General features: G+C 66.2%; 14 protein-coding genes. 9 read left to right on the top strand and 5 right to left on the bottom strand.

The genetic code is table 11. The features are described from left to right. Positions 1-71: 71 nt before the first annotated feature. Both CC207_RS27095 and CC207_RS00450 read left to right on the top strand, forming a co-directional pair. The gene (locus CC207_RS27095) at positions 72-233 is read left to right on the top strand and encodes a hypothetical protein (RefSeq protein WP_167388392.1); all 162 of its coding nucleotides are present in this window, start codon (positions 72-74) and stop codon (positions 231-233) included. Positions 234-456: 223 nt separating this feature from the next. Next, on the top strand, positions 457-717 hold the full coding sequence (locus tag CC207_RS00450) for an acyl carrier protein (RefSeq protein WP_036986668.1): 261 nt from the start codon (positions 457-459) through the stop codon (positions 715-717). Here the strand turns inward: CC207_RS00450 and CC207_RS00445 are convergent. Beyond that, entirely contained in the window at positions 692-2,362 is a 1,671-nt protein-coding gene (locus CC207_RS00445) for an AMP-binding protein (RefSeq protein ID WP_088851400.1), read from the bottom strand. The genes CC207_RS00450 and CC207_RS00445 overlap by 26 nt on opposite strands. A 285-nt stretch (positions 2,363-2,647) precedes the next feature. Between CC207_RS00445 and CC207_RS00435 the strand changes: the two genes are divergently transcribed. The 4 genes from CC207_RS00435 to CC207_RS00420 are packed head-to-tail and all read left to right on the top strand — an operon-like array spanning position 2,648 to position 8,203. Further along, positions 2,648-3,811 (top strand): isovaleryl-CoA dehydrogenase, encoded by a 1,164-nt coding sequence (locus CC207_RS00435; RefSeq protein WP_028692512.1) that lies wholly within the window; start codon positions 2,648-2,650, stop codon positions 3,809-3,811. A gap of 19 nt (positions 3,812-3,830) precedes the next feature. Then, positions 3,831-5,438 (top strand): carboxyl transferase domain-containing protein, encoded by a 1,608-nt coding sequence (locus CC207_RS00430; protein ID WP_069016852.1) that lies wholly within the window; start codon positions 3,831-3,833, stop codon positions 5,436-5,438. A gap of 3 nt (positions 5,439-5,441) precedes the next feature. After that, positions 5,442-6,251, top strand: coding sequence for a gamma-carboxygeranoyl-CoA hydratase (locus CC207_RS00425; protein ID WP_028692514.1), 810 nt, complete (start codon positions 5,442-5,444; stop codon positions 6,249-6,251). After that, the gene (locus CC207_RS00420) at positions 6,248-8,203 is read left to right on the top strand and encodes an acetyl/propionyl/methylcrotonyl-CoA carboxylase subunit alpha (RefSeq protein WP_088851399.1); all 1,956 of its coding nucleotides are present in this window, start codon (positions 6,248-6,250) and stop codon (positions 8,201-8,203) included. Before CC207_RS00425 ends, CC207_RS00420 begins: the two co-directional genes overlap by 4 nt. A gap of 354 nt (positions 8,204-8,557) precedes the next feature. Here CC207_RS00420 and CC207_RS00415 read toward each other — a convergent pair whose 3' ends face one another. Beyond that, entirely contained in the window at positions 8,558-9,214 is a 657-nt protein-coding gene (locus CC207_RS00415; RefSeq protein ID WP_062361195.1) for a LexA family transcriptional regulator, read from the bottom strand. Between the two features lie 129 nt (positions 9,215-9,343). On the opposite strand from CC207_RS00415, the gene CC207_RS00410 reads away from it, so the two are divergent. From CC207_RS00410 to CC207_RS00400, 3 genes are all read left to right on the top strand, one after another. After that, on the top strand, positions 9,344-9,658 hold the full coding sequence (locus tag CC207_RS00410; RefSeq protein WP_062361083.1) for a DUF6124 family protein: 315 nt from the start codon (positions 9,344-9,346) through the stop codon (positions 9,656-9,658). 431 nt (positions 9,659-10,089) lie between these two features. Next, on the top strand, positions 10,090-10,605 hold the full coding sequence (locus CC207_RS00405; RefSeq protein ID WP_088851420.1) for a DUF4880 domain-containing protein: 516 nt from the start codon (positions 10,090-10,092) through the stop codon (positions 10,603-10,605). A 115-nt stretch (positions 10,606-10,720) separates the two neighbouring features. Then, positions 10,721-11,869 (top strand): M14-type cytosolic carboxypeptidase, encoded by a 1,149-nt coding sequence (locus tag CC207_RS00400; protein ID WP_088851398.1) that lies wholly within the window; start codon positions 10,721-10,723, stop codon positions 11,867-11,869. A gap of 68 nt (positions 11,870-11,937) precedes the next feature. On the opposite strand, the gene CC207_RS00395 is transcribed toward CC207_RS00400, so the two are convergent. From CC207_RS00395 to CC207_RS00385, 3 genes are all read right to left on the bottom strand, one after another. Beyond that, positions 11,938-12,906 (bottom strand): spore coat U domain-containing protein, encoded by a 969-nt coding sequence (locus tag CC207_RS00395; protein ID WP_028692204.1) that lies wholly within the window; start codon positions 12,904-12,906, stop codon positions 11,938-11,940. Beyond that, positions 12,903-15,236 (bottom strand): fimbria/pilus outer membrane usher protein, encoded by a 2,334-nt coding sequence (locus tag CC207_RS00390; protein ID WP_088851419.1) that lies wholly within the window; start codon positions 15,234-15,236, stop codon positions 12,903-12,905. Before CC207_RS00390 ends, CC207_RS00395 begins: the two co-directional genes overlap by 4 nt. A gap of 68 nt (positions 15,237-15,304) precedes the next feature. Next, complete coding sequence (locus tag CC207_RS00385) at positions 15,305-16,081, bottom strand: molecular chaperone (protein WP_069017070.1); 777 nt, start codon at positions 16,079-16,081, stop codon at positions 15,305-15,307. Positions 16,082-16,087 lie beyond the last annotated feature (6 nt).

Genomic DNA, 16,087 nt, shown 5'->3' with positions numbered 1-16,087 from the left:
AAATGAGCGTCGGGCGCAGGCCTGGGTCAAAGCCTGCGACAACGCTTCATTCATCCCGCGAGGCCAGGCCCATGAACATTCCCATTCCACCGGAGACACCCGACCCGAACATCGACGACCCGACCTTGCCGCCGCCGGTGCCCGAGGAGGATCCGGACGAGCTGCCGATCAAGCCAACCGTGCCGCCGACCGTGGGCGATCCGCCGAGCCAGGAGCCGCCAGTGAAAGCTTGAGGATAGACAAGGTTGTGAGAGGTTGACCGCCTGAACCGGCCCCTCGCGGGCAAGCCCGCTCCCACAAGTGCCGTGTCGCCTGCGTGGGAGCGGGTGTGCACCGCGATGAGGCCGGTCCTGACAAGCACAAAGCCGCGCCCGATACACCTGGTATTTCTGCCAGTGGCGCCCGATCACGAAGCCAAGTACAGAGAAGCACCACCCTCTGACGGTCACCTCCGGCATGCGCTCGCGCCTCTACATCGCCTTCCACCTGCAATGGATCCTCGCTGGCCTCCTCGAACAGAGCCTGCACCGGATCCGGCCGAACATCGCCATGGACGAACTGGGCGCCGACAGTTTCGACGTGGTGGAACTGCAAGCCATCGTGGAGGAAACATTCGGCATCTTCATCCCCGATCAAGTCCAGACCTACACCACCTTTGCCGAGCTGGTCGACCTGGTCTACAAGGCGATGCCTAGCCCCCCAGCTCCTCCACGCTGATCTCACGCATCCGGAACTTCTGCACCTTCCCCGTCACCGTCATCGGAAATTCATCGACAAAACGGAAATGCCGTGGCGTCTTGAAATGCGCCAGCCGCGCCTTGCACCACTGCTGCAACTCGTCCGCCGTGGCACTGTGCCCAGGATGCAGGCGAATCCACGCCACCACCTCCTCGCCATACTCGCTGCACGGAATCCCCACCACCTGCGCCTCGGCCACCGCCGGGTGGGTGTGGAAGAACTCCTCAAGCTCGCGCGGATAGATGTTCTCGCCACCGCGAATGATCATGTCCTTGTTGCGCCCGACGATGCGCACGTAGCCTTCGTCGTCCATCACCGCCAGGTCGCCGGTGTGCATCCACCCGGCCGGGTCGATGGCGTCATGGGTGGCCTGCAGGTTGTCCCAGTAGCCGAGCATCACGCTGTAGCCCCGGGTGCACAGCTCGCCGATCTCGCCCCGGGCAACGATGCGCCCTTCAGCGTCCACCAGCTTGGTCTCCAGCTGCGGCTGGGTGCGGCCCACGGTGGTCACGCGCAGCTCCAGGCCATCGTCCGGGCCGGTCTGCAGCGACACCGGGCTGGTCTCGGTCATGCCGTAGGCGATCTGCACCTCGGCCATGTGCATCTGCTCGATGACCTTGCGCATCACCTCGATCGGGCAGGTGGCGCCGGCCATGATGCCGCTGCGCAGTGTGGACAGGTCCAGCACGGGGCGGCTGGGGTGATCGAGCATGGCGATGAACATGGTCGGCACGCCATAGAGGATGCTGGCGCGCTCCTCGGCCACTGCGCGCAGGGTGAGTTCGGCGTCGAAGGCGTCGTTGGGGTAGATCAGGGTGCTGCCGTGGGTGATGCAGCCGAGATTGCCCATGACCATGCCGAAACAGTGGTACAGCGGCACCGGGATCACCATGCGGTCCTGCTCGGTCAGGCCCAGGCTCTCGCCGACCATGTAGCCGTTGTTGAGCAGGTTGTAGTGGCTCAGGGTCGCGCCCTTGGGCGCGCCAGTGGTGCCGGAGGTGTACTGGATGTTCACCGGCTGGTCGAACTGCAGGCCCTGCTGCCGGGCTTCGTAGACGGCGGGTTCCACCTGCCCTGCCCGCCCAGCCAGCGCGGTCCAGGGCACGAAGCCCATGGGCGGCTCGGCGGCCAGGCTGATCACCCCGCGCAGGTCGGGCAGGCGCTCACTGGCCAACTCGCCCACGGCATGTAGCGCCAGCTCAGGTACCAACGCCTGCACCATCGCGTGGTAGTTGGAGGACTTGAAGGCATCGGCGCACACCAGCCAACGGCAGCCGGACTGGCGCAGCACGTATTCAAGCTCGCCCACGCGATAGGCCGGATTGATGTTGACCAGGATGGCGCCGACCTTGGCACTGGCCAGTTGCAGAATGCACCACTGGGCGCAGTTGGGCGCCCAGATGCCGACCCGCTCGCCCACCTCCACGCCCAGCGCCATCAAGGCCCGGGCGTGCACATCGACCTCGGCGGCCAGCTCGCGCCAGCTGTAGCGCACTCCCTGGTGGCGCACCACCAACGCCTCGCGCTCGCCGTGAAGGGCGACGGTGGCATCGAAGGCCTGGCCGATGGTCAGGGTGAGCAAGGGTTTGTCTTGACGGCCGCGCGTGTAGCTTGGTTGAGGCATGGTTGTCCCTTCTTGTGGTTGTTCTGGGCATGACTGAAGCAGGCGGTCGTTACTCTGGCGCAGATTTACGTTTACGTAAAGGTGACGTTGCGATTGACAGTCCCGGAAGGCAGGTTTACGTTAACGTCAACCGCAGACATGACGGCGTTGTGGGAGCGGGCTTGCCCCGCGATGAGGCCGGACCAGGCAATACCGCTGGCCGTTCTGACGGGCATCGCGGGGCAAGCCCGCTCCCACAACGCCGCAGCAACCGCTCCCATTTCAAGAACAAGAAGGTGCCCGCACATGCATTACCCCAGCCTGAACTTCGCCCTGGGCGAGACCATCGACATGCTCCGCGACCAGGTGCGCACCTTCGTCGCCGCCGAACTGGCGCCGCGTGCCGCGCAGATCGACCACGACAACCTGTTCCCCGCCGACATGTGGCGCAAGTTCGGCGACATGGGCCTGCTGGGTATCACCGTGCCGGAAGAATACGGCGGCGCCGGCCTGGGCTACCTGGCCCACGTGGTGTCGATGGAAGAGATCAGCCGCGCCTCGGCCTCGGTGGCCCTGTCGTACGGCGCCCACTCCAACCTGTGCGTCAACCAGATCAACCGCAACGGCACCCACGAGCAGAAGCTCAAATACCTGCCCAAGCTGATCAGCGGCGAACACATTGGCGCCCTGGCCATGAGCGAGCCCAACGCCGGCTCTGATGTGGTATCGATGAAGCTGCGCGCCGAAAAACGCGGCGACCACTACGTGCTCAACGGCAGCAAGACCTGGATCACCAACGGCCCCGACGCCAACACCTACGTGATCTACGCCAAGACCGACCTGGACAAGGGCCCCCACGGCATCACCGCGTTCATCGTCGAGCGCGACTGGAAAGGCTTCAGCCGCAGCAACAAGTTCGACAAGCTCGGCATGCGCGGCTCCAACACCTGCGAGCTGTTCTTCGACGGCGTCGAAGTGCCGGAAGAAAACATCCTCGGCCAGCTCAACGGCGGCGTGCGCGTGCTGATGAGCGGCCTGGACTACGAGCGCGTAGTGCTCGCCGGCGGCCCCACCGGCATCATGCAGAGCTGCATGGACCTGGTGGTGCCCTACATTCATGATCGCAAGCAGTTCGGCCAGAGCATCGGCGAGTTTCAGCTGATCCAGGGCAAGATCGCCGACATGTACACCCAGCTCAACGCCAGCCGCGCCTACCTTTACGCCGTGGCCCAGGCCTGCGACCGCGCCGAAACAACCCGCAAGGACGCCGCCGGGGTGATCCTCTACACCGCCGAGCGCGCCACGCAGATGGCCCTGGAGGCCATCCAGATCCTTGGCGGCAACGGCTACATCAATGAATTCCCGGCTGGGCGCCTGTTGCGCGACGCCAAGCTGTACGAGATCGGCGCCGGCACCAGCGAGATCCGCCGGATGCTGATCGGCCGCGAACTGTTCAACGAAACCCGCTGAGCACAAGGAACCGGCGTCCATGGCTACCTTGCATACCCAGATCAACCCACGCTCGGCGGAATTCGCCGCCAACAGCGCGGCCATGCTCGAACAGGTCCAGGCCCTGCGCGGCCTGCTCGCCCAGGTCAGTCAGGGCGGCGGGCCGAAGGCCCAGGAGCGGCACACCTCGCGCGGCAAGCTGCTGCCCCGCGAGCGTATCGACCGCCTGCTCGACCCAGGCTCGGCGTTTCTCGAGATCGGCCAGCTGGCCGCCCATGAAGTCTATGGCGAAGACGTGCCGGCCGCCGGCGTAATCGCCGGCATCGGCCGGATCGAAGGCGTGGAGTGCATGATCGTGGCCAACGACGCCACGGTCAAAGGCGGCTCCTACTACCCGCTGACGGTGAAAAAGCACCTGCGCGCCCAGACCATCGCCCTGCAGAACCGCCTGCCGTGCATCTACCTGGTGGACTCCGGGGGCGCCAACCTGCCGCGCCAGGACGAAGTGTTCCCCGACCGCGAGCACTTCGGGCGGATCTTCTTCAACCAGGCCAACATGAGTGCCCTGGGGATCCCGCAGATCGCCGTGGTGATGGGCTCCTGCACCGCCGGTGGCGCCTATGTGCCGGCCATGGCCGACGAGGCGATCATGGTGCGCCAGCAGGCGACCATCTTCCTGGCAGGCCCACCGCTGGTGAAGGCCGCGACCGGTGAAGTGGTCAGCGCCGAGGACCTCGGTGGCGCCGACGTGCACTGCCGCACCAGCGGCGTGGCCGACCATTATGCCGACAACGACGAGCACGCCCTGGCCATCGCCCGGCGCAGCGTCGCCAACCTCAACTGGCACAAGCAGGGCAAGCTGCAGTGCCAGGCGCCGATCGCGCCGTTGTACAACGCCGAGGAGCTGTACGGCGTGGTCCCGGCCGACGCCAAGCAGCCGTTCGACGTGCGCGAGGTGATCGCTCGCCTGGTCGACGGTTCGGTGTTCGATGAGTTCAAGGCACTGTTCGGCACTACCCTGGTGTGCGGCTTCGCCCACCTGCACGGCTACCCGGTGGCGATCCTGGCCAACAACGGCATCCTCTTCGCCGAGGCCGCGCAAAAAGGCGCGCACTTCATCGAACTGGCCTGCCAGCGCGGCATCCCGCTGCTGTTCCTGCAGAACATCACAGGTTTCATGGTCGGCAAGAAGTACGAGGAAGGCGGCATCGCCAAGCACGGCGCCAAGCTGGTGACTGCCGTGGCCTGTGCGCAGGTGCCGAAGTTCACGGTGATCATCGGCGGCAGCTTCGGCGCCGGCAACTACGGCATGTGCGGCCGCGCCTACGACCCGCGCTTCCTGTGGATGTGGCCCAACGCGCGCATCGGCGTGATGGGCGCCGAGCAGGCGGCCGGCGTGCTGGCCCAGGTAAAGCGCGAACAGAGCGAGCGCAGTGGCGAAGTGTTCAGCAGCGAAGACGAGAAGAAGCTCAAGCAGCCGATCCTCGACCAGTACGAGCGCCAGGGCCACCCCTACTACTCCAGCGCCCGGCTGTGGGACGACGGCGTCATCGACCCGGCGCAGACCCGCGATGTGCTCGGCCTGGCGTTGTCCGCCGCGCTGAACGCCCCGATCGAACAGAGCCGCTTCGGCATTTTCCGGATGTGACCCATGAGCGAATTCGCCACCCTTGAACTGGTCAAGGACCCTCGCGGCTTCGCCACCCTGTGGCTGAGCCGGGAAGACAAGAACAACGCCTTCAACGCGCAGATGATCCGCGAACTGATCGTCGCCCTCGACCGCCTGGCCGAGGACGCCAGCCTGCGTTTCGTGGTGCTGCGCGGCCGCGGCCGGCATTTCAGTGCCGGCGCGGACCTTGCCTGGATGCAGCAGTCGGCGCAACTGGACTTCAACACCAACCTGGACGACGCCCACGAGCTGGGCGAGCTGATGTATGCCCTGCACCGGCTCAAGGCGCCGACCCTGGCCGTGGTGCAAGGCGCGGCCTTCGGCGGTGCGCTGGGGCTGATCAGCTGCTGCGACATGGCCATCGGCGCCGAGGATGCGCAACTGTGCCTGTCGGAAGTGCGCATCGGCCTGGCCCCGGCGGTGATCAGCCCGTTCGTGGTCAAGGCCATCGGCGAGCGCGCCGCCCGCCGCTACGCCCTCACCGCCGAGCGCTTCAGCGGCGTGCGCGCCCGTGAGCTGGGCCTGCTGGCCGAGGTGTACCCTGCCAGCGAGCTGGACGCCCAGGTCGAGGCCTGGGTCGACAACCTGCTGCACAACAGCCCGCAGGCGCTGCGCGCCACCAAGGACCTGCTGCGCGAGGTGGACGCTGGCGAGCTGAGCCCGGCCCTGCGCCGCTACTGCGAGAACACCATCGCCCGCATCCGCGTCAGCGCCGAAGGCCAGGAAGGCCTGCGCGCTTTCCTGGAAAAACGCCGCCCCGCCTGGCAAGACAACAAGGAGCCGCGCCCATGAGCCGACCCACGCTGACCACCCTGCTGGTCGCCAACCGCGGCGAGATCGCCTGCCGGGTAATGCGCACCGCCAAGGCCATGGGCCTGACCACCGTGGCCGTGCACAGCGCCACCGACCGCGATGCGCGCCACAGTCGCGAGGCCGATATCCGTGTCGACCTCGGTGGCACCAAGGCCGCCGAAAGCTACCTGGTGATCGACAAGCTGCTCGCCGCGGCCAAGGCCAGCGGCGCCCAGGCGATCCACCCGGGCTATGGCTTCCTGTCGGAGAACGCCGGTTTTGCCCGCGCCATCGAGCAGGCCGGGCTGATCTTCCTCGGCCCACCGGCCAGCGCCATCGATGCCATGGGCAGCAAGTCGGCGGCCAAGGCACTGATGGAGCAAGCCGGGGTGCCGCTGGTGCCGGGCTACCACGGCGAGGCCCAGGACCTGGAGACTTTCCGCGCCGCCGCCGAGCGTATCGGCTACCCGGTACTGCTCAAGGCCAGTGCCGGGGGCGGTGGCAAGGGCATGAAGGTGGTCGAGGACGAGAGCCAGCTGGCCGACGCCCTGGCCTCGGCGCAGCGCGAGGCGCAGTCGTCGTTCGGCGATGCGCGGATGCTGGTCGAGAAGTACGTGCTCAAACCGCGTCATGTGGAGATCCAGGTGTTCGCCGACCAGCACGGCAACTGCCTGTACCTCAACGAGCGTGACTGCTCGATCCAGCGTCGCCACCAGAAGGTGGTCGAGGAGGCCCCGGCGCCGGGCCTGTCCCCCGAGCTGCGCAAGGCCATGGGCGAGGCCGCGGTGCGCGCCGCCCAGGCCATCGGCTACGTGGGCGCCGGCACCGTCGAGTTCCTGCTCGATGCCCGCGGCGAGTTCTTCTTCATGGAAATGAACACCCGCCTGCAGGTGGAGCACCCGGTCACCGAAGCCATCACCGGGCTCGACCTGGTGGCCTGGCAGATCCGCGTGGCCTGCGGCGAACCGCTGCCGCTCACCCAGGAGCAGGTGCCGCTGATCGGCCATGCCATCGAGGTGCGGCTGTATGCGGAGGATCCGGCCAACGAGTTCCTGCCGGCCACCGGCACCCTGGCGCTGTACCGCGAGTCGGCGCCGGGCGAAGGCCGCCGGGTGGACAGCGGCGTCAGCGAGGGCGACGTGGTGTCGCCGTTCTACGACCCGATGCTGGGCAAGCTGATTGCCTGGGGCCAGGACCGCGAGCAGGCGCGCCTGCGCTTGCTGGCGATGCTCGATGAGTTCGCCATTGGCGGGCTGAAGACCAATATCGCCTTCCTGCGCCGCATACTTGCACACCCGGCGTTTGCCGAGGCGGAGCTGGATACCGGGTTCATTCCGCGTCACCAGAACGTGTTGCTGCCTGCGCCCCAGGCGCTGCCGGCGCAGTTCTGGGAGGCGGCCGCCGAGGCGTGGCTGCAAGGCGAGCCTGCGTTGCAGCGCCAGGACGACCGCGCTTCGCCATGGGCGGCTCGCGATGGCCTGCGCCTGGGCTTGCCGGCGCGCAGCAGCCTGCATTTGCAGTGCGAAGGGAATGAGCAGGCGGTGGCGCTGGAACGCAGCGCGCCTTCGGCCTATCGGCTGGAGGGGGAGCAGCTGTGTCATGACCAGGACGGCCTGCGCCGTCGTCACCTGGCGGTGCGTCGGGGGGGCACGCTTTACCTGCAGTGGGCCGGCGAGTTGCACGCCATCAGCGCCCATGACCCGATTGCGGCGGCAGAAGCCAGCCACAGCCATCAGGGCGGGCTGGGCGCGCCCATGAACGGCAGCATCGTGCGGGTGCTGGTCGAGCCGGGGCAGGTGGTCGAGGCCGGTACCGCGCTGGTGGTGCTGGAGGCGATGAAGATGGAGCACAGCATTCGGGCGCCCCACTCCGGGACGGTGAAGGCGCTGTTTTGCCAGGAGGGGGATATGGTCAGCGAGGGGACAGTGCTGGTCGAGCTGGAGGCGGAGTAACGGCGGCAATGTGTTCGCCGAAAGGGTTGTTTCGCCTATGAGATCGAGCGCCGCCCGCGCGGCGCATCGCGACGCAAGGCCGCTCCCACATTTGTTGCAACGTGCCGAACCTGTCAGGCCATGGTTGCCCGCCCTGGCGCATGTCTTGAGACAGGCGGGGCGGCAGCAGTGTCTATGCTGGGACCGCGTCGGACCAACGAGGCGGACCAGGTAATGGCACAGGATTGACTGGCCCGAAACAGATGTGGGAGCGGCCTTGCGTCGCGATGCGCCGCGCGGGCGGCGCTCGATCTCAAGAGCGCTGCAAGGCCCCCGCCTGGCACCTCGCAGCCCCAACACGGTCTGCGCGCGAACCTAGAGCACCCCGTGCATCCGCACCACAACACCAAGGAACTCGCACCCCTCCTCGCACAACACCGTCGGATACAAGGTATTGAGCGGCCTGAGCATCCGCTGCCCACCCTCCTCGATCAACTCACGCAACACCGCCGGCTTACCGGGCTGCCGAGCCACCACCAGCCTGCCCGGCGTCACCTCGACCCCGGCATCCACCAATACCCGCACCCCCAGCGGCACGCTCCTGCCACTGGCGGCATTCATCGAATCGTTCTCGACCGGTAACCAGAACGCATTGCCCGCAGGCATGTAGTCGGTAAGCTCATGAATTTCACTGGATTGTGGCAAAGGCCCATCCAGATCGGCCCAGCCCAACACTGGAAAGCGAAAACTGGCATGGCGCAAGGCATTGACTGAAAGAGGCCGCTCCACGGCATAGACACCTCTGGTCTCGCGAACCGTGGTGTCACGCTCGACCACCATCACCCGCGCTTCGAGGTAAACCAGCCCGAGCTTTTCCAGTTTCTCGTTGACTGTCACCAGGGTGGGTCTGCGCGTGCCACGCAGCCAATGGCCAACACCGCCTTGGGTCATGCCCAGGCGCTCGGCCAATTGATGCTGCTTGAGGTTGTGCTCGCGCTGGTAGCGCGAGAGAAATTCGATCCAGTTTTCCATGGCTGTGAACGATACGGACTGGATGAACGGCATCAATACACATCCTGAATTATCTCAGGACTCAAAAATAATACAAATTGACCTAACATCAACGCTCATTGTCCTCGAAGGGATTTCACAGGAGCAGTCATGAGCAATTCGACAAAAGAAGAAACAGATCTCGACGAAGAAGCAGCCCGCCGCGCCCTCGATTTCTACCTCAACCCCACCCCCACGCCTCGCGACCTGGAGCGTTCGCTATGGACCCTGCGTGAAGGCGTCAGCAACGCCCAGGCCTGCGACCATGCCATGGCACTGCTGCGCTGCGCGTCGGCCACGGCACAGGAAACCGGCAACCATCTGCAGGGCACGACGCGGGAAGTGGTATTTGCGCTGATGCACATGGTCAACATGGCCCGCGCCCTGCTGGAGCAGTGCCACGCCACGGAAAAGGCATCGATCTGAAGGGAGCACGTGATAGCCGACGAACGGCAAAAGCCCCGATTGCCGGGGATGAGGCGTGTGTCAGGAAGAGTTTTTTAGTCAATCGCTGAAAAATCATTTGACTGGCAAATGATAACGATTATTATTGCACTCAGCAGGTCGCGAGACCCGCTGGATAACCTGCAACGTCCTCAGGTCGGACGCTCAGATTATCTCCTCATCAGGCTAATCACGGTTTTTGACCCGGCTTTTTGCCGGGTCATTTTTTTTTGGCTCTTCAGGCTAATGAAGATCGTTTAATGGCCGCGATGATAGCAAAAGTGTGTCAGCACGTGAATGCTCATTACAAATCTTTGCGGAATCAGCACTTGAGAATCAATCTCGTTTAACCTAAGCTGGCTCCGCATCAAGGAAGATGCCCCCACCCTTTCCTTATGAGCAAGGAGCTGTCCATGACCCGCCTGCCGCTGCCTCTCGAGCACGACCCGCGCCCTGCCGAACTGCACGCTGAAGACGCGCTGCTGCATGCGCTCAAGCGTCTGCCGCGCCGGGTCCAGCAAGTGTTCCTGCTCAACCGCCTCGACCAGCTGGGCTTCGCCGCCATCGCCGAACGCCTGGACCTGCCGCTGATCAGCATCGAACGCCATATGAACCAGGCCCTGCAGACCGCCCGCGCCCCAGGCGACGCGCTGGCCAGCATCGCCGGCCAGTGGTACGTGCGCCTGCAGAGCCCGCAGGTGACCGCCAGCGAACGCATCGACTTCCGCCGCTGGCTGGATGCCGCCCCCGACCACCTGCGTGCCTTCCACGAAACCGAACTGCGCTGGCGCAGCCTGCTCGCCCCTGCCCGGCAATTGGGCCACGACGGCTGGTACCGGCAAGGGCGTGCGGCGCTGTCGCTGGGTGGCTGCTCGATTGCCGTCGGGCTTGGTGTTGCCGCCCTCGTGGCGCTGGGGCTGTTGACCTGAACCCGGTAGCCCGCACCCACGCCTCAGCCACGCTGCTCCTAGTCAATTTACCTGCGCACCCCCGCCGCCAAGCGGTGTAGAGTACGGTCACAACAACGCCAACAGGAGGCTGGCAATGACCGTGACGCTCTCCCCGCTGCACATCGACTGCGATTTCGACTCCGGCAATATCCTGGTCCTGGACGCCAGCAATCCTGCGCACGTCCACCTGAACATCCGCAAAGACAGCCACAGCGACCACTTCCAGTGGTTCCACTTCAAGGCCAGCGGCCTGACCCCGGGCCAGGTCCATCGCTTCAGCCTGGACAACGCCCACCAGTCCTCCTACAAGAATGCCTGGACCGGCTACCATGCCGTGGCCTCGTACGACCAGCAGACCTGGTTCCGCGTGCCCAGCCAGTTCGACGGCAAGGCCCTGAGCTTCGACTTCAAGGCTGAACAGGCGCAGGCCTGGTTCGCCTACTTCGAGCCCTACCCGCGCGCCCGGCACAACCAGCTGATCGAGCGCGCCAAGCAGATTCCCGGCGTCGAGCTGCTGGCCAGCGGGCGCAGCGTGCAAGGGCGCGACATTCCCCTGCTGCGTGCGGGCAGTGGTGCGACCGGCAAGCGCAAGCTATGGATCATCGCCCAGCAGCACCCGGGCGAGCACATGGCCGAGTGGTTCATGGAAGGCGTGATCGACGCCCTCGAAGCCAACGGCCCGGTCATCCAGCAACTGCTGGCCAAGGCCGACCTGTACCTGATCCCCAACATGAACCCGGACGGCGCCTTCCTCGGCCACCTGCGCACCAACTTCAAGGGCAAGGACCTCAACCGCGCCTGGCAGGACACCAGCGTCGAACTGAGCCCCGAAGTGTTCTTCGCCCAGAGCCAGATGAAGCTGCATGGCGTGGATGCGTTCATCGACGCCCATGGCGACGAGGAGATCCCCCATGTGTTCACCGCGGCCTGCGAAGGCAACCCCGGCTACACGCCGCGCCTCGCCAAACTGGAAGAGCAGTTCCGCAGCACCCTGTGCAGCCTGACCCCGGACTTCCAGACGAAATACGGCTACACCCGCGACGAGCCGGGCCAGGCCAACATGACCCTGGCCTGCAATGCCGTGGGCCAGGCCCATGACTGCCTGTCGCTGACCCTGGAGATGCCGTTCAAGGACCACGACGATGCGCCAAACCCGCGCACCGGCTGGTCGGGCGAGCGCTCCAAGGCGCTGGCCGGGGCGGTGCTGGAGACGTTGCTGAAGATGGTCGGCGATCTGCGCTGAGCAACCCGGTCCCATTGTGAGAGCGGCCCTTTCGCGACACAAGGCCGCTCCCACAGGTGTGGTGTTACTCAGAACTGCACATCCAGAATCACACTGTCGGTATAGGTCGCCGCCGGCGGCGTGGCCTGGTCGGTGTACACCTTGGCGTTGTAGTTGAACACCTGGCTCCCGGTCCCGGTCCCCGCCCCGGGGTTCACCTCGGCATCGCTGCTTGAGCGCCGCGCCGCGCCCACCGAGCCCCAGCGCACCGCGCCGGCGCTCTTGAAGATATCGTAGGCCAGGTAGTTGTTGGCGCTGGACTTCATACGCCGCCGCCCGCCCGAGACATTCTGCCCGTCATCCAGCCCCACCGTGTAGTTGCTGCCTTTGGTGCACGACACGCTCACGCTCTGGTTCACCGTGCCGAATCCGGCCACCACCGGCGCGCTGGCGAAGCTGATGTTGGGCGTGGTGATCTGGCAGTCGTTGGTCACAGTGAGGCTGACCAGCAGGGTCTGGTTGCCGCTGCCGATGTCGCGCCCCAGGCAGATGGCACCGATACCAATCCCCGAGCAGTAGTTCCAGCTCCAGGCGATGTTCAGGGTTTCCTGGTACAGGCCGGCGGCGACATTGGCACCGACCACGGTCTTCAGGTACAGCGGCACGGCTTTGGGCGTGGTGCCGTTGAGCAGGCCCAGGGCATCGATGATGCCATTGCGGGCAAAGTCGAACTGCACGCCACGGCTGATCGGATAACTGGTGGTATTGTCGGCGTAGAGCGTATAGGGGATCACATCGCCGGTCGGGCCCACCAGCCCACTGCTGGACGAGGTGAAGGTGGCATAGAAATGATCATTGCTGGTCAACAGCGACAACAGCGAACCGGTGCACTGCAGGCCGGCATTGGTGGTCGAGGCACTCTGCACGGTGGTGCGCACCAGCGTCGAGTTGACCGAGCCGAAGGCCGCCGGCGCGGTGGCCACCGACGCGCACAACGCCCAGGCCGCTCCCGGCAGCGACAGCAGACCCGCCAGGCATCCGCGGATCAGCCAGTTCATCGGCACTCCAACGGGCCGATCAGCGGAATCGGCCCCTGCCCTTCAGGCAGGTCGAAGGCTACCTGGCACTGCCCGCCATCGGCCTTGTCCACCTGCAAGCGATTGTGCGGTGCCAGGTTCTCCAGGTAGACCAACCCATCCCACCCCACCACCGCCTCGCCGCCGCTTTCCTGATGGCGTACCCGGCTGCCCAGCTTGAGTTCCTGCTGGTCAGCATCGACCAGCACCAAGCTCGCCGCCAGCACACGCTTGAGCGGGAACTCCAGCAGGTAGCCGCTGCCACGGCGCACCGCCACGCGTTGCTCCACCTGCGGCGCCAGCACATCGGCAGGCAGGTCCATCGGGTCGATCTCGTACTTGCCGCGGTAGTAGCCGCTGCTGTACGGCACCAACAGATGGCCGTTGCGGTCGGTGCGACCGATCTGCTGGTTCTCGTAACGCACCGGCACGTCGGCGTAACCGCTGGTGCTGACCACCACGAAGGCGTCGTCAATGCGATTGGCGGCGAACAGGCCTGCATCCATCAGCACCAGCGAGCCACTGGCGTCGGCCCAACGGGTCATTTCGCCGCTGCTGCCGTAGGCGCCCACCTGCAACTGCACCGACTGCAGACGCCAGGTCAGGTCGGCCTGGCGGTAGTCGTCGCGGTTGCCGCCGGTGGCATAGCCCAGGTTGTAGCCCACCCCGCCGCCCACCGGCACCGCCTGGCTGTAGTTGACTCGCTGCAGGTCCTGGCCGTCCTTGCTGCGCTCGGCGCTGAAGGCCAGGGTGCCGCGCAGGTCGAAGGGGATCACCAGCTGCGCCTGCACCGCCCACTGGCTGTCACCGACCTCGCGGTTGGCCGACAGGTACAGGCTGCTGTTGCGCCACAGCGGCTTGCTCCAGCTCAGGTTGATCAGCCGCGTGCGCGTGCCGTCGCCGGCGCGTACGTCGAAATAGCCGGCACCAAGGCTGCCGTAGCGGTCCAGGTTGAGGCTCAGGGTGGCCTGCTCGCTGCGCTGGCTCAGGCGTGTGAAGGGGCTGTCGACCAGCGACAGGTCGGCGTAGTCGCCGTGGCGCTGCACGCGCTGGTAGTTGAAGCCGATGCGCCGGCTGTTGTACTGGTAGCCCAGCGCCACCTGCTGGCCCGTATCGCCTTCGAAACGGCTCTGGGTCAGCGCCGCGTTGAGCACGCCGAAGGTACCCAGGCGCAGGTTGCCACCCAAGCCGCCGAGCATCAGCGACTCGGCGCTCTCGGCATGGGTTTCCAGGGTGAAATAGTCGGACACCCCGTGACGCAAGGTCGCCGAGGCGACCCCCGGGCCATAGGCGAAATCACGCACGGCATAGTCGCGGCGCAGGCTGCCGGCGGCCACCGAAAAGTCCGACAGCCCCTTGGTCAGCAGGCTACTGGTGACATAAAACGGCAAGGTGGTCGACACCTGCCGGCCGAGGGCGTCGGTGGTCACCACCACCGCTTCGCCGGCGCCGTTGATGAACGGCACGTTGGTCAGGGTATAGGGGCCCGGCTGCAGTTCAGTGCTGCTGCTCTTGTAGCCGTTGATGAACAGGTCCAGCGAGGTCGGCACGGCAGCTTCGCCGGCAAAGGCCGGCAGCGGATAGGTGACCAGGTCGGGACGGGCGCCGAAGTCGCGGGACAGTTGCAGGCCGCCCACCCGCACCGAGGTAGTCCAGGGCAGCGCACCGGTCACCAGGTCGCCCGCCTCATAGGTGAGCAGGCGCTGCTCGTCGGTGTAGCGGAAGGTGGTGTCGTAGCGCAGGAAACCCTGCCGACCCTGGGCCTGGGCGCCATTGAACGACTGGCGCCACTGCCCGGTGGTGGAGAAGGTGCCCCAGTCGTCGAACAGGCGCAGCTCGTTCCAGGCGGCCAGGTAGCTGCCGCCCTCATCGGTGTCGTTGAGGTAGGCGTCGTAGTTGAGCAAGGCGCCGAAGCTGCTGCGGGCGTCACTGGCCGGGTACAGGTTGCGCTCGCCGACCTGCTGGTCGGGTAGCCAGGCCGGCGGCACCTGCAGCAGCAGGCGCTGGTTCTGGCTGTCGTAGTCGCTGTGCAAGCCGGGGATCTCGTCCAGGGCCACTTCGCCCTGGGGTTCGCCCGGCAGCCTGATGCCCGCCTCGCGCAAGACCTCGCTGGCCAGGTACAGGCGCCCGGCGCGCTGCTGCACCGGCACCAGCTCAGCCTTGGCCACCTGGTTCACCTGCAGGTCGAGGTACAGCGTGGCGTCGGCGATGGCGGCCTGTTCCGAGGGTGGCGGCGGCAGCTCGTCGGCCACGCCCAGGCCGGGCCCCAGTACCGCCAGGCCCAGGCACAACCGGTGCGTTGCCACCCACACCCAGCTCACACACGACTCCCAACCATTACCGGGTCCTCCCTGGCCCCTGTGATCCGTTCAAGCGCGGCTTATTGCCCCTGTTTGATGGCCTGGGCCACCTCCTGGCCGTTGACCCGTCCCTTGAGCACGCTGGCCGCGCCCGGCGTGGCCGGTGCCGGCCAGCGCATGCTGGCGCCGGGCAGCACGTAGCCGAGCAGCCCCTCTACCAGCGGCCGGTCCTGGCCGGCCTGCTGCAACACCACGTCGGTCAGCCGCGCATGCACCGGCCCCGTGTTGCGCAGCTCGACATAGGGCTTGCCCTGCACCGTCACCGCGCGCCAGCTCAACTGCGGCTTGCCCACGCCCTCTGCACTGCGCCTGCCCTCTGGGTCGGGCTTGCCCCACAGCCCCTCGCCGTAGACGAACAGCGGCACCGAGTAGCGCATCTGCAGGCGGATTGCCGCTTTCGGCCCCTCGCTGGCGGCATCGGTCGGCAGCGGCGAAGGGATCTCGTCGATGATGATGCGGTAGGCCTGCTCCTGGCCCGCGGGCGAGCTGCCGGTGCGGGTCAGGCGGATCAGTTGCTTCTGCCCCGGCGGGATATTGGCCACCGGCGGGCTGCCGATGATCTCCCGCTGGGCCTGGAACTGCTCCTGGTACTCGCCCTGGCGCCAGGCGAACACCCGCACCTGCAGGCTGGTCGGCGCAGAACCACGGTTTTCCAGCCACAGCGCGCCGGCCTTCTGGTCGGCCTCCAGCACCGGGTCGATCGGCCAGATCAGCACCGAAGTGGCCGCGAAGGCCGGTGCACTGGCCAACAGCAGCAGCCCGATGACCCCACGCGCCCAGTTAGCGCCTGCCCCCATGCCCCT

The sequence above is a fragment of the Pseudomonas sp. DrBHI1 genome, from assembly GCF_002205115.1.
Classification (GTDB): domain Bacteria; phylum Pseudomonadota; class Gammaproteobacteria; order Pseudomonadales; family Pseudomonadaceae; genus Aquipseudomonas; species Aquipseudomonas mosselii.
The sequence above is the reverse complement of the archived record's forward strand: the minus strand, read 5'-3'. Positions and strand labels throughout refer to the sequence as shown.